Consider the following 22624-nt stretch of genomic DNA (forward strand, 5'->3'; position numbering starts at 1 on the left):
GTGGGCGCCAGATTTCATCAGATATCAAGGTTGGATACGTTGAGTGCGTTGTTTTCGATAAATTCACGACGCGGCTCGACCTGGTCACCCATCAAAACGGTAAAAATTTCGTTGGCTTCCACCGCGTCTTCGACCTTGACCTGCAATAGAACCCGTTTTTCGGGATCCATTGTGGTTTCCCACAACTGATCCGGGTTCATTTCGCCAAGACCTTTGTATCGTTGTATATACTGGCCCTTGCGGGCCCGATCCTGAAAATATCCAAGCAACTCCTGACAATTATTTACCACGGTCTCTTCTTTGCCTTCCAGATAAATGACACAGCGGCCATTGCTGTGATTTTCCTTTATTTTCTGATAGGACTGATGCAACAGATGATACTCGTGGGAAGACAGTATTTCCAGTACCTGTCTATCGATGCGAGCGCGCACATTACCCTGGGTAAACAGAATGCGATCCGGCTCTTTCATCAACTGGAAATCGGCATGTGGGACTGCTTCCTTCAAGCGATCGACCAGTGGTGAAAGGTCCAGCATATCCTCAAAACCGTTGCGAATGCGGTTTTGCACGAAAATGCGAAGAATTTCACTGTTAACCCCTTTTAGTACCATCTTGTCAAAAAGGTGATTATATTCCAGAATGTTGCGTAAAGTTGGAATGATCTGCTTTCCGCGCACCACTTTGGAACCTTCTGCAAGTTCAAGAGTTACACCCTCGACTCCCTCATCAAGCAGATAATCCACCAAAGCATTTTCATCCTTGAGATACAATTCCTTTTTTCCTCGTTTTGCTTTATACAAAGGCGGCTGAGCTATATACAGATACCCTCGTTCAATCAACTCCGGCATCTGTCGGAAAAAAAATGTCAATAACAGGGTTCGAATATGCGATCCGTCCACATCCGCATCGGTCATGATGATGATGCGATGGTAGCGCAACTTGGAAATATCGAAATCCCCTTTCCCTATTCCGGTTCCCATGGCGGTAATCAGGGTGCGAATTTCATTGGACGACAACATCTTGTCGAAACGCGCTTTTTCGACGTTGAGGATCTTGCCTTTAAGCGGCAGGATGGCCTGGTAGCGTCGATCGCGTCCCTGTTTGGCACTGCCGCCGGCACTGTCACCCTCGACCAGATATATTTCGCACAAAGCCGGGTCCTTCTCCTGGCAGTCAGCCAGCTTGCCCGGCAGGGCAAGACTGTCCAGAACCCCTTTTCGCCGTGTCAGATCCCGAGCCTTGCGCGCTGCTTCCCTGGCTCGCGCCGCTTCGATGCCTTTTTCAAGAATTCGCTTGGCAACAGAGGGGTTTTCTTCGAGAAAGGTAGCCAGTTTTTCATTCACCAGGGTTTCAACGTAACCCTTTAGTTCTGAATTGCCAAGTTTGGTTTTGGTCTGGCCCTCAAACTGCGGGTCGGGAACCTTGACGGATATGACGGCAGCCATACCCTCTCGCAGGTCGTCTCCGGAAATAGAAGCCTTGACGTTTTTCAGCAGATTGTTGGCCGTAGCGTAACTGTTCATGGTACGGGTGAGTGCTGCTTTGAAGCCAATCAGGTGAGTGCCGCCTTCATGGGTGTTTATGTTATTGGCGAAAGAAAAAATCTTTTCGTCGTAACCGTCGTTGTACTGAAACGCCACCTCAATCTGCACACCCTCCCTTTCACCCCCAAAAAATATCGGTTCGGCGTGTAATGGCGTTTTTGCACGATTAAGGTAACTGACAAAAGAAACTATGCCACCTTCGTAATGAAAATCGTGCCGTTTTTCTGAGCGTTCATCAGTAATATGAATTAACACACCACCGTTGAGAAAAGCCAGTTCACGCAGTCGACGGGACAGGGTTTCGAAGGAAAATTCGGTAGTCTCGAATATTTCGGGGTCCGGCCAAAATGTTATGCGAGTACCACGTTTGGCGGTTTCTCCGTCTTCATGCAAAGGCGCATCCGGCACACCTCGTTGATAGCTCTGCCGGTATATGCGGCCATTTCGGCGAATTTCCAAATCCAACCTTTCAGACAGGGCATTGACAACGGAAACCCCGACGCCGTGCAACCCGCCGGATACTTTATAACTGTCGCTATCAAACTTACCTCCGGCATGCAAAACCGTCATGACGACTTCAGCTGCAGACTTGTTCTGCGTTGGATGCATGTCGACGGGTATGCCCCGACCGTTATCCTCCACGGTAACCGAACCATCCAGATGAATGATTACTAAAATTTCATCGCAAACACCGGCCAGACTTTCATCAATGGAGTTGTCTACTACTTCGTATACCAGATGATGTAAGCCCGTGACTCCGGTGGAACCAATGTACATGGCAGGGCGTTTTCGCACAGCCGAAAGACCTTCCAGAACCTTGATGCTGCCAGCTCCGTACTCTCTTTGGTTTACATCCGTCATAATATCCTCATAACAGGTTTCATTAGTCTCGATCGCAAATTGTCCCAGCTTTCACCCGGAACATCCGCAGGCATTTGAAGCCTGCACTCTGAAAAGCAGAATGCTCCGTGCAGCTGATAAATACCTGCCCCTGCCGCTGTTGCAGAAAACGGAAAAAAAATTCCTGTCGTTTCCGGTCCAACTCACTGGTCATATCATCCAGTAGCAGAAGCGGGCAGAATCCCGTCTCTTTTTCCAGATCGAGAATCTGGGCTGTTTTGAATGCCAGGACAAAGGATCTCTGTTGTCCCTGGGAACCGTATATCCCGAGCACACGGTTATCCAACATAAAAACCGGATCATCCCGATGTGGCCCGGCCATGGTTGTACCATATTTTAATTCGCGCGAAGTCTCGCGTTCCAGGGTAGATCGAAGGTTTTCCTGCAAAACAGACAAGGTGGTCGAATAACCCGGATAGATAATATCCGCCAGTTCCCGGTCTCCACATATCTCCCTGTAAGCAGACTTGAACAAGGGGAGCAGGCGATCAAGATATTGACAACGTGCCAGGCGGACCATCGCGCCGGTATTTACCAGTTCTTCGGTCCAGGGATAAACACTTCGAACCGGCGCTCCTTCCTTGAGTAAAATGTTGCGTTGACGCAAGCAGCGTTGATAAGCGCGGGTCAGGTCAATGAAGGAAGGACGGGTTTGGCACAGTGCCCTATCGATTAAAGCCCGTCGTGCCGCCGGATAACCCCTGGGTAGAGCAACTTCTTCCGGAGAAAACAATACCGAGGGAAAACGCCCAAACATATCGCTGCTTTGCAACGGTCGTTTGTCATTGATCAGAATTTCTTTCTGATCCTTCAAAATTTTCAAAGTTACGGTTTCGCGGATGCCGCCTAGATAAAATTCCCCCGATACGCGCGAATAAATATCCGTGACACCTATAAGATCTTCGTTTCGATTGCGGCGAAAACTTTTGAAATGCCCCAGTATATATATCGACTCCAGAATATTTGTTTTACCTTGGCCATTATCTCCGGTCAGAATATTAAAACCGGGGCCGGGTTTAATCTCTGTGGACTCAATATTACGAAAATTATGTAGAACAAGGCGTTTCAGAATCATGAAAGATTTATTGACAGTGTGATTCTTCAAATTTGCCTATCGCTGTACGGTACTATAGCCTCATTGGCATTATGACCGCAAGATAGTCGTCCGTATCCGCAGGTGTGATAAGCCCCGGCGAAAGATGATCGCGTAAAGCCAGATTGATCTTTTCAGAATCAAGGGTCCCGAGGATATCGATGAGATACCGTGCATTGAAACCTATGGAAAGATTATTGTCGGGGTAATCAATTTCGAAATCTTCTCGTGCATCTCCAAACTCGGGGTTTGACGAGGAAAGAGTTAGATGATTTTTTTCAAAATCTATTTTGACTCCCTTTGATTTTTCACTCGAGAGTATTGCCATGCGGCGCAACGCATGAAAAAATTCTTCCCTGGGAATGTTTGCTTTTAAATCATTGCTGCTTGGAATAACACGTGTGTAATCAGGGAATTCACCATCAACAAGTCGCATTATTATTATTGTCTGTTCTTTCTTAATAACTGCGTTGTTGTCCATAAAACCGATTGATATTTCAGTATCACTCTCTTCGGTAATTTTTCGTAATTCTAAAATTCCCTTGCGAGGAAATATAACCCCTTTTATGAGTTGCTCGATATGAGAACAATCGATTGGAGTTTGATATAAAGATAAACGATGTCCGTCTGTAGCAACGAATCTTAGAAACTGAGAACCTTTATCTTCAATTGATTTTACATATATGCCATTAAGGTTATACTTTGTTTCGTCCAATGACATAGAAAATGATGTTTTTTCAATCATTTGTCGCAAGATTGAACTGGATATATTGAAAAAGTTTTGTTTTTCTATTTGTGGAAAATATGGAAATTCGTCTGCAGATAAACCTACTATATTAAATAGTGCTTTTCCACATCGTATTTCTATCCAGCAATTGTCTTTTGCTGTAAAGGAAATTTCTTTTTCTGGAAGTTCTTTAATTATTTCAAAAAGTTTTTTAGCTGATACGGTAATTCGGCCTTGAGTTTTGACCTGGGCCGGATAATTGGCTTTCATGCCCACTTCAAGATCCGTTGCTGTTAAGCGGACATAATCGGATTCCGCTTCAATAAGAACATTGGCCAGAATCGGAATGGTGTTCTTTTTTTCGACTATTCCCTGAATTTTAGCCAGACCCTTAAGAAAGATTTCTTTTTCAATGGAAAAGATCATGTTCCCTCCCGTCAACAGGAAACTGTTTTTATTATGGTTTTAAATCTTTTATAGTCGTAGTAGTAGATGCCTGTGAATTTGTTTATATGTCAAAAAGTCCTTTATTTTCAGTAAATTAAAAAGATTTTGAGGGTGTTGGTAAATGTCTCGCCAATGGGTCTGTTTTGTTGATAACCGGGATCTGGTGCTTTTTTCCCCTGTCTGTCAAGGGCGGATGCACAGGTTTTGAATGAACTGTTTCAGGCACTGAGTTCTTTTTTTAAATTATTTATAACCGAACGCAACTGGTAATCCTCTTCCATATTTTTCTCTATTTTTTTAATGGCATGAATTATCGTTGAATGATCTTTGCCACCAAAGCGTTCGCCTATTTCCGGATACGAGCATGAGGTAAGCTGCCGTGAAAGGTACATGGCTATTTGCCTGGGCAGCACAAGCGCCTTCATTCGTTTTGCCGATTTTAGATCAGACAATTTAATGGAATAGTGATTGGCAACCAGCTTTTGAATTTCTTCAACGGTTAATTCCCGACGTTTTTCCACGAGAATATCTTTCAAAACCTCCTGGGCCATGGCCAGGCTTATCGGCGTAGCGGTAAGACTGGCATATGCGCCTATGCGGACAAGATATCCTTCCAGTTCACGAATATTGCTGCTGACTGAATTTGCCAGGAAAAAAGCAACCTCGTGAGGTAAGTCGATGCCGTTCTGTTCTGCTTTCATTTTAAGAATGGCTTGTTTTGTTTCCATATCGGGGGCTTGAATATCAGCAATCAGTCCCCATTCAAAGCGGGATCGTAATCGTTCTTCGAGACCGGGAATTTCCTTGGGGAACTTGTCGGAGGTAACAACTATCTGTTTATGAGAGTCGTACAGTGCATTGAATGTATGAAAAAACTCTTCCTGGGTTCTCTCTTTGCCTGCAATAAACTGTACATCGTCGATCAACAGTACATCCATGGATCGAAATTTGGTTCTGAATTCGTCCATTTTTGCATAGCGCAGCGAGTTTATGAGTTCATTCATGAACTTTTCCGACGTATAGTAACATACCTTCATGTCGGGATTTCTTTTTAAAATTTCATTACCGACAGCGTTGATGAGGTGTGTTTTTCCAAGACCCACTCCTCCATAGATAAAAAGTGGATTGTAGGTCGTAGCCGGATTATTGGCTACAGCTGTGGCGGCGGCGCTGGCGAACTGGTTGGATGAACCCAGAACGAACGTTTTGAATGTATAGCGGGAATTGAGATTGTAAACGTTTCCTCGCTGGGGATGGTGTTCCTCCTGGACTTTGGCAGGAACAGGAGGAGTCGGATTTTCAGTGACCGGCACAGCATCTGGTTTAATGGGGGTGCGTGCAACACAGAGCTTAATTCTATAGGAAGCACCTGCCGCATTGGAAATACAGCTTTGAATCGCGTCCTGATAATGTTTTTTAATCCAATCGAGCACGAAGCGGTTGGGGACCTCAAGTTCCACTTCCTCATTTTTTACACCAACGAATCGAATAGGCTTTATCCAGGTAACGAATTGTTGGTCCGCGAGGGTTTGTTTGAGGATATCCAATGTTTTTTGCCAGATTTTATCCATGGACTTTCAATTTTTGAAAAACGGAGTTTAAAAATACAGGTTGGACAGGAAGGCATCCGAAAATAAATAATCCACATTGTTATAAACAGCTGTGGATATTTAATTTATGGTTGGTTTTCTGGGTCTTTGGCGGATCTTATTGCCTGAAAATGGTTCAGCTAAGCTAACAGAGGGGCCGGTATTTGGCAAGGGATTTTTTACCTGTGGGCAGGCTGTGGGCGGATGTGCCGATCTTTTCTTGCTTGACAAAACAAGTACAACATGTTTAATAATGCGTTTCGCTTAAACGTCTATAAAATAACAACTTAACCTCATAGTGTAAGGAGTTTTAAAATGTCGAAAAGGACATATCAACCGAGTCGTATTCGCCGGAAAAGAACCCATGGATTCCGTGCCCGCATGCAGAATAAAAATGGTCAGGCTGTTATTCGCCGCCGTCGGGCCAGGGGTCGTAAGCGTCTGGTAGTTACCATTCCGGTCAAGTAAACCTTGATCTGATGGAGAAAACGGATTTTACTTTTCCCCGTTGCGCCAGATTGAGGCGATCCCGGGATTATGCAGTGTTGCGCAACAAAGGTCGCAAGCTGCAATCGCGGAATTTTATTGTATATATTTTGGTACGTGAACGTGATGGCTCTGCCAGGTTGGGGTTGACCGTCAGTCGCAAGGTTGGCAGAGCTGTTACACGTAACCATGTCAAACGGCGGGTAAGAGAATTTTTTCGGCTTCATCGATCAATTATCGGTAGTGGGTGGGAATTATCCATCGTCGCCAAACCGGGAGCCGCCCATCTTGACTTTTTCCAGATCTGTGATGAGTTGAAGTATCTGCTTCAGTTCACCATATTAAAAACCAATTCATGATCCGGAAAATATTCATCCTGTTGATCATTACTTATCAGCGATATATTTCGCCTCTGAAGGCGCCTTCCTGTCGGTTTTATCCCACCTGTTCCGAATACGCCCGCCAAGCCCTGATCAAGTACGGTTTGATAAAAGGTTTGGTCATAACCTGCGGACGGCTATGCCGCTGTCACCCCTTTCATCCCGGGGGGTACGATCCTGTTCCTTGAATATTTCCGTTATCCCGGGTAATTGGAGTATCCTGCCATATGGAAAATAAAAATGTGTTGATGGCTCTTGTTTTGATGCTTGCGGTTTGGACGGGTTATAGCATGTTTTTCGCCAAACCAGCTCCGCAGGAAAATGGCCAAAATTTAGAGACTGTTGCTGACAATAAATCGTCTGTGTCTTCTTTGAATGATATCGTAGCCGAAAAATCTCCTGTCAGTGAGCGTGTTTTGGCTGCCGACAACAATAAGATTCTGCCCTTGGATATTGTTGTTGAAACAGAGGACTTTCGTGCTGTTTTCACAAATATCGGAGCGAGGCTGAAAAATCTTGAATTAAAGCACTACAAACAAACAATGGATTCTGGATCAGCACTGGTTTCACTTGTTGATGCCCAAAGTGAAACCAATACCTTTGATACATTTGGTACTGGAGATATTAGTATTCCGGCAGACCATCTTTATGCCGTGGATATTTCAGATGCAAATTTTGTGGTTGGTTCCGGAGAGAAAAAACAATTACGTTTTTACTCTGTATTGAATAAAGATTTGATCATCGAAAAGACTTATTATTTTAAAGGAAACGGATATGATTTAGAGCTTGAAGTCAATCTTTATAACAAAGGAAAAGATTCAAAAAAGGGAAATCTGGCTTTTATGCTGGTTCAACCTTGGGATGACGATCGTGAAATATCACGGTACTCCTTTGTTGGTCCTGCTTTATATAAAGATGGTGAAGTAGTTACCCATAAAATAAAAAGTATAATTGAAAGTCCTGTAAAGTATAGTGAAAAATTCGAGTGGACAGCTTTTGAAGAGAAATATTTTATGATTGCCGCTGTACCACTTGATGGTAACAGATATTCTCTGACGATTGATAAAACAAATACTTCTATAAGAAATACTATTGATAGTGAATCAATTAAAATTGATCCCGATAATTCTTACAATCAAAAATTTATGCTTTACTGTGGGCCAAGGGATCTCGATATACTGAAAAGTATAAATTATAATCTTGATAAAGCCATCAATTTCGGGTTTTTTGACATGTTGGCTCGCCCCCTGTTAAGCTTTTTGAAATTTTTCTATAATAATATAATTCAGAATTACGGGGTGGCTATTATTCTACTTACAGTTTTTATAAAAATATTATTTTGGCCACTAACACATAAAAGTTATAAATCCATGCGCGATATGCAACGGTTGCAACCCGAAATGCAACGCTTGCGCGAAAAGTTTAAAAAAGACAAAGAAAAATTAAATCGTGAAATAATGGAACTTTACAGGAAAAACAGGGTCAACCCTATGGGTGGATGTCTTCCGATGTTTGCGCAAATTCCTGTTTTTTTCGCCCTATATAAAGTTTTACTGGAATCCATTGCATTAAGGCACGAGCCTTTCATCTTCTGGATTCAGGATTTGTCCGCCAAAGATCCTTATTATATTACACCTGTGATTATGGGTGTTACCATGTTTATTCAACAGAAAATGAGCCCTACCAGTATGGATTCCCAACAGGCAAAAATTATGTTGTTCATGCCTGTTATTTTTACCTTTATGTTTTTGAATTTTCCATCGGGTCTGGTTATTTATTGGCTCGTCAATAATGTGCTCACTATTTTACAGCAATGGACTATTAATCGCGGCGCTTCAGCAACTATCGCATAAGTTTTTAACTGTTTTTCATTCGGAAACGGCCCTTTTCGGCTGTGGCGTTGTCAATCCGCAGGCTTTCTTGTGCGGCGTACCGATGTACGCCTCCGCGCAACCTTTTGGTTTCCTTGCCACGGCGAAAAAAGCCGCACTTTCCCTATATACTACACTGTCTCCATCCGGAGTTCCCGGATGGAGACTGACTGTCATTCATTTTAAATATTATGTTGATTCCTGGCTTTTTTCCGTACGCAACCGTGGATGGATACAGAGCGTTACCCGGACTGGAGTGCGCTGTCGGTTTTTAGCATCTAATTTGGGCATGGCGTCATCATGGCTGCAGTCATGCTTCAATTATATCAAGGGTTTATCTCTTCTCGGTCTATTTGAAATGGAGCGTTTCTGCATGATGCAGGTTTGTCATCGCTACTTTTTTGTAGAGTGATCGCCGGCTGACTTTTTGTGCCTCCCTTGCTTCATTGTTCTGGAAAAACATTTGCTACGCAAATGCTTCAATACGGTTTATTTCTATGGTCTGCCACGGGAATCACTAATCTGGATCGAATCTTTTTATGCATATCGTCAATGTTTTTGAAAAGGATACGATTGTAGCACCTGCAACGCCTCCTGGCGAAGGAGGCATAGGTATTGTTCGTTTATCGGGTTTAAAGGCAGAGGAATTCCTCTGTGATTATTTTTCCCCAAGCAGTGCCACCGGTCGATTGGAATCGAATTACCTCTATCACGGATTTTTAAAAGATCATCGGGGGCATGTTTTGGATGAGGTTATGGCCGTTATTATGCGCCAACCCCGCTCCTATACTCGGGAAGATGTTTGTGAAATTCATTGTCACGGTGGGGGATTGATTGTACGGAGGGTAGTTGACCTCTTTTTGAGGGCCGGCGCGCGGATGGCCAGGCCAGGTGAATTTACCCTGCGGGCATTTCTCAACGGGAGAATTGATCTAACACGCGCCGAGGCCGTTATTGATCTGATTCGTTCCCGCTCGGAGCTTGCAAGCAATATAGCTATAAATCAATTAAATGGCGGGTTGGCCGATAAGATAGCTTTTCTCAGGGAAAAATTGATATTGCTTCTTGCGGAAGTTGAGGCTGCCATTGATTTTTCAGAAGAAGATATTGAAATAGAGGGTTCTTGCTCTCTTGGAAAGACTGCCGGGCAAATGATGTCCGAGATGGACGATCTGATCCAGAGTTTTGAATGTGGGCGGATTGCAAAAGAGGGGGTTAATATACTCATTCTCGGTCGCCCGAATGTTGGAAAAAGCTCTCTGCTGAATTCTCTGCTTGGAGAAGCTCGAGCTATCGTCACGGATATTCCCGGGACTACCCGTGATACGATCGAGGAAGATTTGGTACTTGGCGGTTTGCCTCTGAGGCTTGTCGATACAGCCGGTATTCGGCACACCGAGGATCCCGTAGAAGCCGAAGGCGTTCGTCGTGCTCGTTCCAAAATCGAAGGCGCTGATCTTGTGCTACTGGTCGTGGACGGCAGCATGTCTTTGGATAATGACGATCTGCTGGCAATCGATGCCTGTCGCCACAAAGATGTTCTGGTGGTTTTAAATAAGGCTGATCTTGGCAGTCTGCCTTTTCCCGACTGTCTCGGACAATTTCCGGTTGTAAAAATTTCTGCGCTTCAGGGTCTCGGTTTGACTGATCTTGTTGATAAAATCTCACAACACTTTACGTTTCGGCCTGAAGTATCCGAAGCACGTGAAACAGTCATATTGACCGAGTTTAGACATAAGCAGGCGCTAATGGCGGCCCGCGACTCACTGGGCCGATTCCGGGAGTCGCTTGTTCAGGGTATGTCACCCGAGTTCAGTGCTGTTGAAATAGGGGAAGCTCTTGATAGGGTTGGTGAAATTACAGGAGAGACCACCCCTGACGATGTTTTGGATCGTATTTTCACCAAATTCTGTATCGGGAAATAGATTGTTTCACGTGAAACATTTATGCGAGAGCGGACCCGTTCTGAATAAGGCAGGATGAATATGGCAGAGTTCGGAAAACAATATGATGTTATTGTGGTTGGAGCCGGACATGCCGGTTGTGAAGCGGCGCTGGCTGCGGCCCGCATGGGTTGTCTTACCTTGTTGCTTACCTTGCATCTCGATGCCGTGGGGCAAATGTCCTGCAACCCGGCAATCGGGGGGTTGGCCAAGGGGCACTTGGTTCGGGAAATTGACGCCCTGGGTGGAGAAATGGCGCGTGCTATTGATGCAACGGGCATTCAGTTTCGCACTCTGAACACAAAAAAAGGTCCAGCGGTTCGCGCATCCAGGGCCCAGGCTGACAGGCGCGCTTACCAGGACTACATGAAAAGGGTTCTTGAGGACCAGGACAATCTGGATTTAAAACAAGGCTCGGTTGTGAGGTTGGTGCTGCGGGGAGGTGAGGTTTGCGGGGTTGAAACCATGGACGGCCTCGTTCATTCTGGACGAAAGGTGGTTCTGACAACCGGCACGTTCATGCGCGGGCTTATTCATATAGGATTGCAAAACTTTCCGGGTGGACGCGCAGGAGAGCCACCGTCGGTTGGTTTGTCCGAGCATTTAATGGAGCTTGGCCTTGTTGTTGGTCGCCTGAAGACGGGGACGCCGGCCCGTCTCGATGGTAGAACCATAGATTTTAAAAAACTGGTTCCGCAGTATGGCGATGTGCCTGTCTGCTCATTTTCCGCGGATACGGAGGTTGTTAGCGGTCGGCAGGTACCATGTTATATTACAGCGACAAATTACCGTACTCATGAAATCATTCGCTCGGCGTTGGACAGGTCTCCTCTGTTCCAGGGGGTTATAGAGGGTGTCGGGCCGAGATATTGCCCCTCGATCGAGGACAAGGTCGTGCGCTTTCCTGAAAAGGAGAGTCATCATGTTTTCCTTGAGCCTGAAGGTTTGGACACATCCGAGGTGTATCCCAATGGGGTGTCGACTTCATTGCCCCCTGAAGTGCAATTGGCGTTTCTGCGAACAATACCGGGGTTGGAAAATGTCGAAATAATGCGTCCCGGGTATGCTATCGAATATGATTTTGTCGACCCTATTCAGCTTTTGCCAAGTCTGGAAGTCAAGTCCCTGAAAAATCTTTATCATGCCGGGCAAATCAATGGTACTTCCGGTTACGAAGAGGCCGCTGCCCAGGGGTTGATGGCTGGAATCAATGCTGTGCGAGACCTGCGAAATCAGGAGCCGCTGGTTTTGGGTAGGGACGAGGCTTATATTGGTGTCTTGATTGATGATCTGGTCACCTGTGGCACAACAGAGCCGTACCGGATGTTCACTTCCAGGGCAGAATATCGGCTGCTTCTAAGGGAAGATAACGCGGATCGGCGACTGACGCCGCAAGGCTATGAACTCGGATTGATCAGCGAAGCGCGATGGAAGAAGTTTTCCTTCAAGATGGAGCAGGTTGAAAAGGGGAGACAATTGCTCGCGTCAAAACGTCTGCTGCCACGGGATGGCGAAATTCTGTCACGCCTGGGTGTGTCCGATCTTAAAAATGGCGTGTCAATGTCTCATCTTCTGAGGCGACCGGATGTTGATGTCGGAACCCTGGCTGATTGTGATGAAGAGTTGTCTGTCCTGCCAGCGGCAGTGCTTGAGCAGTTGGAGATAGAAATCAAGTATGAGGGATATATCGCAAGGCAACGTGAAATGGTTGCGCGCTTCCGCCGGTCGGAAGATATCGCGATGCCGGCCGATATGGATTATCTGTCCATTGCCGGTTTGTCTACCGAGGTAAGGGAGAAACTGGACCGCGTGCGTCCTTTGAGTTTGGGGCAGGCAGCAAGAATACCAGGCGTAACCCCGGCGGCTATAGCGATTTTGTCGGTGCTTTTACGCAGGAAATAAGGTTATGGCGAAACAGGAACATTTGCACAAACTCCTGTCTGAAATGGATATCGTTCTTGATATTCATGTCTGCGAAAAACTGATCTGGTATGTTGAAGAACTTCTCCGTTGGAATCGGCGCATCAACCTCACCTCCATCGATAACATCGACGAAGCCTTGGAAAAGCATCTGCTCGATGCTTTGACCTTGCTTCCGCTGCTAAATAGAGGTGAGCGATTGCTGGATATGGGATCGGGGGCCGGGTTGCCGGGCATCCCTCTTTCTCTGGCAATGCCTATACTGGGGGTTTGTTCGGTGGACCGGGTGTTTAAAAAAATAGCCTTCCAGCAACATATAGCACGCTTGTTGCGTTTGCAGAATTTTGAAGCAAGAACGGACCGTCTCCAGGTTCTGGCGGCGAAGGAAGGATATCGCACCACTTTTGATGTCGTGACCGCACGGGCGCTGGCCGAATTGAGAGACTTGATTTCCTTGGGCATGCCGTTTCTCAAGCCAGCTGGTCGACTGATTGCCATGAAGGGGCCAGAAGGGACAAGGGAGTTGTCGGATTGCCTTGATTTGTTGGAACGCCAGGGATTGGTCGTGGAAAAGCAACAGGAGTTACGACTTCCGATGTCTGGAGCCGAGCGGACCCTGCTCGTGTTGAAACGCTGCCGGTAATTGATTCGGATGAGGGTTGCCGAGCTTTTCACTTTGTTGAAGTCGCCAAGTATGGTAGCATTTTCCACCGCAAAGAGGCTAAAGGAGTTCCGAACATGGGTCAAATTATCGCCGTAGCCAATCAAAAAGGCGGCGTCGGGAAGACTACCACCTCAATCAATCTCGCTGCATCTCTTGCGGTCGCAGAAAAGAGAACCCTTCTGGTTGATCTCGATCCCCAATCCAATGCCAGCAGCGGTGTTGGCGTTCTGTCGGAACAGGCCAAACACACAACCTATCAGGCGTTGCTCGGAGAAGTGACCGTGGAGAGGGCGATCGCGCCTACCGGAATCGAGTTTCTCAAGGTTTTGCCTTCAACCACGGATCTTATCGGTGCAGAGGTCGAGTTGATCGGAGAGGTCGGGCGGGAAAAAAAATTAAAGAATGCCTTGAGCCAGATCCGGGATGCCTTCGATTATATACTGATCGACTGCCCGCCTTCTCTGGGGTTGTTGACGATTAACGCTCTAACGGCCGCCGACTCGGTTCTCGTTCCCCTTCAGTGTGAATATTATGCAATGGAAGGGCTTTCTCAGCTGACACGTACCATTGCTCTTATACAGCGGGAGCTCAATCCGGCATTGTCGCTGCGTGGGATATTGTTGACCATGTTTGATGGTCGCAACAATCTTTCCCATCAGGTGAGCGAAGAGATTCGCCGCCATTTTGCCGATCGCGTTTTTCAAACTGTGATTCCCCGTAATGTTCGTTTATCCGAAGCACCCAGCCATGGTCTGCCGGTACTGCAGTATGACATCTCGTCAAAGGGTGCTGAAGCCTATCTGGCCCTTGCCAGGGAAATAATAGATACAGGCCATTGATATGTCGAAAAGACCAGCACTCGGTAAGGGGATCGGCGCTTTGCTGGATCCCGGCATCAGGGAAGAATCCCACCGTTTCTTTTTTTGTCCCATCGAGGAATTGCGTCCCTTAAAGAATCAGCCCCGAAAGGTTTTTGACGATCAGAAGTTGTCGGAGCTGGAAGCTTCCATCCGGGCCCGGGGCATAATACAGCCCCTGGTGGTGCGGCGCTTGCCCGACCATTATCAGATCATAGCCGGAGAACGCCGCTGGCGTGCCGCGCAGCGAGCCGGCCTGAAAAAGGTGCCGGTACTTATTCAGGAGGCGACCGAAGATGCGGCGGTAGAAATGGCGCTGATCGAAAATATACAGCGTGAAAATCTAAATCCTATCGAAGAGGCGGCTGCTTATCAGAGCCTGATTCAGGCCTTCCAACTTACCCAGGAAGAGGTAGCCGGCAGGGTTGGCAAGGATCGCTCTACCGTCACCAATTGCCTACGGTTGTTGCGCTTGCCCGAGGTTGTCAGGGAAGATCTTGCGACTGGCACCCTGGCCATGGGGCATGCCCGCGCCCTTTTATCGCTGGAAGCCGTTCCCGCTCAGCTATTGCGAGTTCGGGAACAGGTTCTCGCAAAAAATTTATCGGTAAGAGAAACCGAAGCGCTGGTCAAGCGTGCCAAAAAGGCCGCATTGTCACCCCCGCCGCCACCCAAAAAAATCGATCCCAATCTGCAGGCTCTGGAAGACAGCCTCAAGCAGAGTCTTGGTACCAAAGTCAAAATAGTGAGCAGAAAAAAAGGCGGTAAGATAGAAATCAACTTTTTTTCAGCGCAAGATCTCGACCGACTTCTGGAAAAACTTGGGATATCCTGCTAGGGCTTGGAGAGGATGATGATAGGACGCAAGGAAAAACGGTCAGCAAAAAATTCACCCACACAGACTGGGGAGATAAGAGCCTTTCTCGGAGAGGGGAGCAGGTTTGAAGGGGTCCTGGTATTTGACGACATCGTTCGCATGGATGGTCATTTCCAGGGCAGCATAACCTCCACGGATACCCTGATTGCCGGACATACCGCCCAAATCCAGGCGGATATTCGTGTGGGGACTCTTATTCTGTCCGGTTATTTCAAAGGTACGATCGAGGCCCGGAACAAAGTGGAGTTGCGCGCACCGGCGGTTGTTGATGGCACGATTCAAACCCCGGTACTGGTGGTTGAAGAAGGGGTTGTTCTTAACAGTTCCATTACCATGCCATCCGAATCTTCCGTAGTCGACGCACCAGCCGTTCACCCTGAATAGCACCGGCACATCCTTTTGTTTTTCCATGCAGTCAAGGTCCTGTCGAATGAACAAGACAGGGAAAGAACCATCCCCGATCGTAATAGGCCAGCCACTGAGGCTGCTGTCGACGGTTGATCCGCGCCAGACGTCACCATACATTTTGAAAAAGTTATCCCTGGTTTAGTCGCTACCCGCCGAGAAGGCCGGTGTTTTTTGATTGCCTGCACGGCTTTTCCGGGATGCGGGGTGGATAAAGATATTGGAAAAGCAGCGTGTGATAAGAGACATTCTGCATCTGGATCTGGATGCATTCTATGCAAGCGTAGAGCAGCTGGATTACCCGGAACTTCGCGGCTTGCCGGTGATAGTCGGAGGGCATCCCGGGCGTGGGGTGGTCTGCGCATGCTCCTATGAAGCACGACGCTTCGGCGTGCATTCCGCCATGCCGATGTTTCGGGCCTTGCGGTTGTGTCCTGGCGCCAAGGTTCGTCCGGTGCGCATTTCCCGCTATAAACAGATTTCCAGGCAGGTTTTTAATGTCTTTGGCCGATATACCGACCTTGTTGAGCCATTGAGTGTCGATGAGGCGTTTCTGGATGTGACAGGCAGCCGCCGTCTGTTTGGTAGTGCCCGCCAGATCGCAGAGACAATCCGGCATGACATACGTACAGACCTTGGTCTGACCATCAGTGCGGGGATTGCCCACAACAAGTTTCTCGCAAAACTTGCGTCTGAGCGGGCAAAACCGGATGGGTTTTTCGAAGTTCCCGATAATATTGATGAATTTTTACTTCCGTTAGAGCTGAAGTGCTTGTGGGGGGTGGGGCCGGTTATGCTGGAGGAGTTGCGGGGCCTGGGCCTGTGCACGGTGGGGGATCTGCGCAAAATGCCGCTGGCGGATCTAAAATGGCGATTCGGCAAAGCGGGAATCCAGCTGCATCGCCTGGCGCATGGCGAGGATTCACGGCCTGTTGAACCCGATTCGGTCGTGAAGTCGATAAGTCATGAGGAAACTTTCGACAAGGATATTCGAGACCGGGATACCATCCATGCAGCTTTGCTTGACCTGGCGGAGCGTGTGGCGGCCCGTCTGCGACGAACCGGACTGAGCGCTAAAACCTTGACCCTTAAGGTACGATACGCCGACTTTACGACGGTAAGCCGGTCCAGAACCTTCGGCAGCGGCTTTCAGCAGGTGAAACAGATACACAGAGTGGCCATGGAGCTTCTGCAAAAAACGGAAGCAGGGGCCAAACCGGTTCGTCTGCTCGGAATCAACCTTCATGCCCTGAATAAAGGTTTAGGTTCCCAGGGCATGCTGTTCGATGAGGATCACGATAAACGATCGATGCAACTGGACCAGACACTCGATCTGCTCCGGGCACGCTATGGAGAAAAAGGTATCTGCCGTGCTACCCTGATGGGGTGGAGAGGCGGAGAATCACCACAGGATTGACCCCCCGTAGAAACCCAGCCCGCCGCTTCCCCGGCCGGATCTTTTTAAAAACCTCTTAAAATCCCGATGCTGCGGACGCAGCGCAGCAGCGCCTCGCAGTCATGAACTTCCAGGGTCATGGAGGGTGGTATTTGCTCTGTGTCGACCAGCTTGAACAGTTGGTGAAAATCGATATCGCCCTCTCCTATCGCCAGGTGGGCGTCGCGGTCTCCGCTGTTGTCATGCACATGCAGATGCCGGATCCAGGGACCGAGTACGGAAAACCACTGCTCCATGGAGCACTTGCCGAACAAACGCCAATGCCCGACGTCAAAGCAATGTCCCAGCCAGGGAGAGTCGAGGGTTTGCAGCACAGCCCGCAAGGTATCGGGATTTTCCTCGAAAATATTTTCCAGAACCAGGAGACACTCAATCCGTGCGGCGTGTTCCAGCAAGGGAGGGAAGAAATCAAGGCAGGCATTAATCCATGGCTGGCTCTGCCCACCGTAACGCCAGCGATCGTACCCGGGGTGCAGAACAACCAGGCGTGCACCCAGCATGTCGGCGACTTCAAGGGTTTCGGTCCAGCGCCGCATGGTGGCATCCCGAACAAGAGGCTCCAGTGCGCCGGGATTGAGATCCATAAAAGGCGCATGCACCGTTACGGCCAGGCCTTCGGCAGCCAGTTGCCGGCCGGCCTGTTTCACGGCGCTTTGCAAGGTCGGGTCGAGGTCTGGCCATTTAAAGGCGATTTCCGGCTGAAGACGGTGTTTCTTGAGCAGCGGAAAGTGCTTTTGCCATTGACTGAACGGTATGTGAACATGAAGTCGATCAGGCATCGCTGGATTCTCCACAGGCGACCTTTTCAAGGTTGCGGATGTCTGGCGGCTTTCCAAGAATGATGAGGATATCCTCGGCGTCGATGGTGGTGCTGGACTCGGGATTGAAAAGCATGGCGCCGCTGCTTTTTTTTATGGCGATAATCATAATTCCCCAGGCCCGTCGAATTCCGGCGGATATCAGCGTTCTTGCGACCAGCGAAGAATTTGGGGCAACACGGATTTCCTCCAGCTGCAACTCCAGACTTTCGCTGCCGATGGCGATATCGATGAAATCAACCACCGAGGGACGTAAAACCGCCCAGGCCATGCGATTGGCACCTATGCGGTATGGGGAAATGACCTTGGTGGCGCCGGCACGTTTGAGTTTGATTTCCGAGCCTTCTTCCACGCTGCGGGCCAGAATAAACAGGTCAGGATTGAGCCCCCGGGCCGTGAGAGTGATATAGACGTTGGCGGATTCCGAAGTGACGGCTGTAATCAATCCTTTGGCGCGCAGGATGCCGGCCTGGATAAGGGTATCGTCATCGGTGGCATCGCCCTGAACGAACAGGATTTTTTCCTTGGCGAGACGTTCGCAGATGACCGGATCCCGTTCCACGACGATAAATGCCACCGGGCGTGACAGAAATTCCTGGCTGACGAGGGTACCTATGCGTCCGTAACCGCAGACGATGTAGTGTCCTTCCAGCTGGTTGATGCGCTTTTCCAATTTTCTTCTCCCCAGAATGCGGAGGATTTGTCCTTCGACCATCAGTTGCAGAAGGCTACCGAAAGCATAGGCAATGGCAGCGACACCGAACAGGATCAGCCCGATGGTAAAAATCTTGCCATTCGTGGAAAGGTCGTGTACCTCTTTATAACCGACGGTCGCCAAAGTAATGACCGTCATGTATAGAGCATCCAGAAAATCCCAGCCTTCCAGCACAATGTAACCAGCGGTTCCCAGGCCGAGCGTCAGAACCAGAATCAACAGGGAAACGCGCAGGTTGCGGACAGGTCTCATGGTTTCTCCAGGATCCAGAGTATGGGGATCATAGCTTCGAACCGTTCAAAAGGCAAGGTGCTCCCCGCCGGGTCGCTTCCTGCGGGTGAGCTGAGTTTTTCATGGTACCGCGGATTTTATAGTATTATAGATTGAATTTGAGAACCTGCCGCAAACAGCGGCCCTGACATGCCCGTCATGCATTCTTGATCGTCAGACGCCCACATGCCGCAAATGGAAGATCATGACAACCTTCGTTAAAACACATCTGGCACAACCGGTACGGCAGTTTTCCGACCTGCTGGATTACCTGTTGCGGAAAACCCGCCCCCAGGAACAATGGGGGGTCGGTATAGAAGTCGAGAAACTCGTCGTGGACCAGCGCTCCGGTGAGGCTGCAGGTTTTGATCAGATCGAGGGCCTGCTGAAAATCCTGGAGGCAGCCGATGGGTGGGAGAGCGTCACAGAGTCCGGGCACCTGATAGCTCTGGTCGGGCCTTCCTCGTCGATAACGCTGGAACCTGGCGGTCAGCTCGAACTTTCCGGAAAGTTATGTGCCGATCTTTGCTGCTGCCGCCGGGACCTGGCCAATCACATCCAAAAAATCGTTGCCGCTGCCGGGGCTCTCGGCCTCGCCTTTCTGGGGCTGGGCGTTCAGCCGATAACACCGTTGCAAAGCATCGGCTGGCTTCCCAAGCCGCGTTATGACATCATGCGCGCCTATATGCTGCGTAGCGGTGACCGCGGCCAACATATGATGAAACTCACGGCCGGCCTGCAGGTCAATCTCGATTTTTGCGACGAGGCCGATTGCATCGATAAAATGCGTACGGGCCAATTACTGGCACCTCTGTTTTATGCCCTGTTCGCCAATTCGCCTCTGATGAACGGTGAACCCACGGGGTATCTATCCACGCGGGGGGAAATATGGGACCGGACCGATCCTGACCGGTCCGGGCTGATTCTGGAGCTGTTTCATCCGGAGGCGGGGCTGGCCACCTACGTTGACTATGCTCTCGATGTTCCGATGTACTTTATCCTGCGCCAGGGCAGACTGGTCGATCTGACGCGTCATCGTTTTACGTTTCGGCGTTTTATGGCTGAAGGATTCGAAGATCACCGCCCGACCTTTGCCGACTGGGATCTTCACCTTTCCACGCTGTTTCCAGAGGTGCGACTGCGGCCCCAGATCGAATTGCGCAGCGCCGACAGTCAGCCTCCCCACCTGGTCATGGCGGTTGCCGCCTTGGCCAAAGGACTGATGTACGATGCGGAAGCCCGCCGTCAGGTGCAAAGAATGCTCGATCCAGGCGATGATGCCGGGCGGCTTGCAATGTACCGCGAGTCATGGCGCCTTGGCCTGCGCACCCCTTGTGGTGGTCACACGCTGCGGGATATCGCCTGCGAGCTGCTGTCTGTTGCCAGGGAGTCCCTGTCGCGGCAGGGGCCGCGGTGTCTCAGGGGGGCGGATGAAGGTGTTTTTCTGGACGGGATCGAAGAAGTGGCGCGCAGTGGCGTGACGCTGGCCGAACGTTTGTTGCTCGCCTGGAAAGGTTCCAGGCAGGAACAGATTGGGACGTTGCTGGCCCACTGTGGCTATCCTGGACAGTCTCTGGGAGATCTTTGCCTTTAACCTGTTCCGAGGCCCTGCTTCCAGCGAGAGGCCTGCGGATGCGACAAGGAGGCCGTTATGGATATGGAAATCCTGGACCGAAACCTGGCGCGCACATCGATCGATACGATCCGCCTGCTGGCAGCCGACGGGGTGGAAAAGGCCTGTTCGGGGCATCCCGGAACTCCCATGGAAGCCGCTCCGATTGCCTATCTGCTTTTTACCCGCCACCTTCGGCACAACCCGGCCAATCCCGACTGGCCGGGCCGCGACCGATTCATCCTGTCCTGCGGCCATGCTTCCATGCTGCTTTACAGTATGCTGCACCTGACCGGTTACGATCTCGCCCTGGATGATCTCAAACAGTTCCGGCAAATGGGAAGCCGCACCCCGGGCCATCCCGAGTTCGGCCACACACCGGGTGTCGAAACCACGACCGGACCCCTCGGTCAAGGTTTCGCGGTCGGCGTCGGCATGGCCATGGGCGCCCGTCTGCTCGCGGAACAGGTACATGCCGAACTGTTCGATTATCGCGTTTTTACCCTGTGTTCCGATGGCGACATGATGGAAGGCGTTGCGGCAGAGGCAGCCTCCCTGGCGGGGCATCTGCGACTTGACAACCTGACTTGCATCTATCTCGACAACCGCATCACCATCGAAGGGCGCACCGAACTGACCTTCAGCGATAATACGGCCAGCCGGTTTCTGGCTTATGGCTGGCACGTGCAGCAGGTCGAGGGAGAAAACCTGCCTGAAATCGATGAGGCCCTGGTGCGCGCCACAAAAGATCCACGCCCTTCCCTGATCATTGCCCGTACCCATATCGGCTACGGAGCCCCCCGCAAGCAGGATACCGCGGAGGCTCATGGCGCGCCCCTCGGGGCGGAGGAGCTGCGTCAGACCAAACTGTTTTTCGGTCGTGACCCCGAACGGTTTTTTGATGTACCCGATGCGGTGAAGGAACATATGCTGCGGGTCAGGCAGCGGGGCATCGTCCTCGAAGAATCCTGGCGAAACGGGCTGAATGAAGCGGTTGCCGGCGGGAATTCAGCCCTCCAGTCATGGCTTCAGGCCGCAGAGCAGCCCTTGCCGCCCGGCTGGGATGCCGCCCTGCCCCACTTCCCAGCCGGGAAGGACATGGCGACGCGTCAGGCCAGCGGGGTTACCCTCAACGCCCTGGCCGAGGTCATCCCGCTGCTGCTGGGAGGCTCCGCCGACCTGGCACCTTCCAACAACACCCACCTTGAGAACGCAGAGGCTTTCGGTTCCGCCGTCAGCGGCCGAAATATCCATTTCGGCGTGCGTGAGCACGCCATGGGCGCGATCCTCAATGGCCTGGCTCACACCCCGGGACTGGTCCCTTTCGGCGGCACCTTTCTGGTTTTCTCCGACTACATGCGGCCTCCGATGCGCCTGGCCGCCATGATGGGATTGGCGCCGATTTATGTTTTTACCCATGATTCCATCGGGCTTGGCGAAGACGGTCCGACCCATCAGCCCGTCGAGCACCTTGCCGCTTTGCGCGCCATTCCCAATCTGGCGGTGATCCGGCCCTGCGATGCCAACGAAACGGCGCAGGCCTGGCGGGCGGCCCTGTCCAACCGGCAGGGTCCCACGGCGCTGATTTTGACCCGGCAGAAGCTGGAAACACTTGATCGGAATATTTACGCCTCCGCCGAAGGGGTGTTGCGCGGAGGGTATATTCTGGCTTCTGAAGAATCTCCGCTGCGCGTGGTGCTGGTTGCCAGCGGCTCGGAAATTCAGGTGGCCTTAAGGACGCGAATGCTGCTGCAGGCCGAAGGATATGGGGCCCGGGTGGTTTCCCTGCCCTGTTGGGAGCTGTTCGATGCTCAAGGCCAGGCATACCGGGATCAGGTGCTTGCCTCCGGGGAGGTTTTGCGAGTGGCTGTAGAAGCTGGCGTCGGTATGGGATGGGAGCGTTATATCGGCACTGCTGGCCTGACGCTTTGCATGCGTAGCTTCGGGGCCAGTGCGCCCTTCGAACAGCTGATGGAAAAATACGGTTTCACGGCCGAGCAGTTGGTGGCATGCATCAAACAACGGCTGTGATGCGGCATTCCAAAAAAAA

General features: G+C 50.0%; 19 protein-coding genes. 13 read left to right on the forward strand and 6 right to left on the reverse strand.

Annotation, left to right across the window (positions count from 1 at the left end; genetic code table 11):
• Positions 1–17 precede the first annotated feature (17 nt).
• The 4 genes from gyrB to dnaA form a co-directional block, all read right to left on the reverse strand.
• Positions 18–2405, reverse strand: a complete 2388-nt coding sequence (gene gyrB, locus A6070_RS00495; RefSeq protein ID WP_072286569.1) for a DNA topoisomerase (ATP-hydrolyzing) subunit B — start codon at positions 2403–2405, stop codon at positions 18–20.
• Between the two features lie 22 nt (positions 2406–2427).
• On the reverse strand, positions 2428–3519 hold the full coding sequence (gene recF, locus A6070_RS00500; protein WP_072286570.1) for a DNA replication/repair protein RecF: 1092 nt from the start codon (positions 3517–3519) through the stop codon (positions 2428–2430).
• 52 nt (positions 3520–3571) lie between these two features.
• Positions 3572–4690, reverse strand: a complete 1119-nt coding sequence (gene dnaN / locus A6070_RS00505; RefSeq protein ID WP_072286571.1) for a DNA polymerase III subunit beta — start codon at positions 4688–4690, stop codon at positions 3572–3574.
• Between the two features lie 239 nt (positions 4691–4929).
• Positions 4930–6282 carry a chromosomal replication initiator protein DnaA gene (gene dnaA / locus A6070_RS00510; protein WP_072286572.1) on the reverse strand — a complete coding sequence of 451 codons (1353 nt, stop codon included), beginning with the start codon at positions 6280–6282 and terminating at the stop codon, positions 4930–4932.
• A gap of 333 nt (positions 6283–6615) precedes the next feature.
• Between dnaA and rpmH the strand changes: the two genes are divergently transcribed.
• From rpmH to dinB, 11 genes are all read left to right on the forward strand, one after another.
• Positions 6616–6768 carry a 50S ribosomal protein L34 gene (rpmH, locus tag A6070_RS00515; RefSeq protein WP_072286573.1) on the forward strand — a complete coding sequence of 51 codons (153 nt, stop codon included), beginning with the start codon at positions 6616–6618 and terminating at the stop codon, positions 6766–6768.
• Positions 6769–6779: 11 nt separating this feature from the next.
• On the forward strand, positions 6780–7145 hold the full coding sequence (gene rnpA, locus A6070_RS16610) for a ribonuclease P protein component (RefSeq protein ID WP_072286574.1): 366 nt from the start codon (positions 6780–6782) through the stop codon (positions 7143–7145).
• Positions 7142–7354, forward strand: a complete 213-nt coding sequence (gene yidD / locus A6070_RS00525; protein ID WP_072286575.1) for a membrane protein insertion efficiency factor YidD — start codon at positions 7142–7144, stop codon at positions 7352–7354. Before rnpA ends, yidD begins: the two co-directional genes overlap by 4 nt.
• A 39-nt stretch (positions 7355–7393) precedes the next feature.
• Positions 7394–9019, forward strand: a complete 1626-nt coding sequence (gene yidC, locus A6070_RS00530; RefSeq protein ID WP_072286576.1) for a membrane protein insertase YidC — start codon at positions 7394–7396, stop codon at positions 9017–9019.
• A 557-nt stretch (positions 9020–9576) separates the two neighbouring features.
• Positions 9577–10962, forward strand: coding sequence for a tRNA uridine-5-carboxymethylaminomethyl(34) synthesis GTPase MnmE (mnmE, locus tag A6070_RS00535; RefSeq protein WP_072286577.1), 1386 nt, complete (start codon positions 9577–9579; stop codon positions 10960–10962).
• Positions 10963–11016: 54 nt separating this feature from the next.
• A complete protein-coding gene (gene mnmG, locus A6070_RS00540; protein WP_072286578.1) occupies positions 11017–12882 on the forward strand; it encodes a tRNA uridine-5-carboxymethylaminomethyl(34) synthesis enzyme MnmG in 1866 nt (621 codons plus the stop codon).
• A gap of 4 nt (positions 12883–12886) precedes the next feature.
• Entirely contained in the window at positions 12887–13543 is a 657-nt protein-coding gene (rsmG, locus tag A6070_RS00545) for a 16S rRNA (guanine(527)-N(7))-methyltransferase RsmG (RefSeq protein WP_083558586.1), read from the forward strand.
• Between the two features lie 95 nt (positions 13544–13638).
• On the forward strand, positions 13639–14403 hold the full coding sequence (locus A6070_RS00550) for a ParA family protein (protein ID WP_072286579.1): 765 nt from the start codon (positions 13639–13641) through the stop codon (positions 14401–14403).
• A gap of 1 nt (position 14404) precedes the next feature.
• The gene (locus A6070_RS00555) at positions 14405–15259 is read left to right on the forward strand and encodes a ParB/RepB/Spo0J family partition protein (RefSeq protein ID WP_072286580.1); all 855 of its coding nucleotides are present in this window, start codon (positions 14405–14407) and stop codon (positions 15257–15259) included.
• 12 nt (positions 15260–15271) lie between these two features.
• Entirely contained in the window at positions 15272–15682 is a 411-nt protein-coding gene (locus A6070_RS00560; RefSeq protein ID WP_235605479.1) for a bactofilin family protein, read from the forward strand.
• A 241-nt stretch (positions 15683–15923) separates the two neighbouring features.
• Positions 15924–17120, forward strand: a complete 1197-nt coding sequence (gene dinB / locus A6070_RS00565) for a DNA polymerase IV (protein WP_072286582.1) — start codon at positions 15924–15926, stop codon at positions 17118–17120.
• 44 nt (positions 17121–17164) lie between these two features.
• Here the strand turns inward: dinB and A6070_RS00570 are convergent, their stop codons facing one another.
• The gene (locus tag A6070_RS00570) at positions 17165–17938 is read right to left on the reverse strand and encodes a sugar phosphate isomerase/epimerase family protein (RefSeq protein WP_072286583.1); all 774 of its coding nucleotides are present in this window, start codon (positions 17936–17938) and stop codon (positions 17165–17167) included.
• Complete coding sequence (locus A6070_RS00575) at positions 17931–18944, reverse strand: potassium channel family protein (RefSeq protein WP_072286584.1); 1014 nt, start codon at positions 18942–18944, stop codon at positions 17931–17933. The genes A6070_RS00570 and A6070_RS00575 overlap by 8 nt, the downstream gene beginning before the upstream one ends.
• A 223-nt stretch (positions 18945–19167) precedes the next feature.
• Here A6070_RS00575 and A6070_RS00580 point away from each other — a divergent pair, with 223 nt between their 5' ends.
• Complete coding sequence (locus tag A6070_RS00580) at positions 19168–20556, forward strand: glutamate--cysteine ligase (protein WP_072286585.1); 1389 nt, start codon at positions 19168–19170, stop codon at positions 20554–20556.
• Positions 20557–20613: 57 nt separating this feature from the next.
• Entirely contained in the window at positions 20614–22605 is a 1992-nt protein-coding gene (tkt, locus tag A6070_RS00585) for a transketolase (RefSeq protein ID WP_072286586.1), read from the forward strand.
• Positions 22606–22624: the final 19 nt, after the last annotated feature.

Source organism: Syntrophotalea acetylenica (assembly GCF_001888165.1).
In the GTDB taxonomy this organism is placed as follows: domain Bacteria; phylum Desulfobacterota; class Desulfuromonadia; order Desulfuromonadales; family Syntrophotaleaceae; genus Syntrophotalea; species Syntrophotalea acetylenica.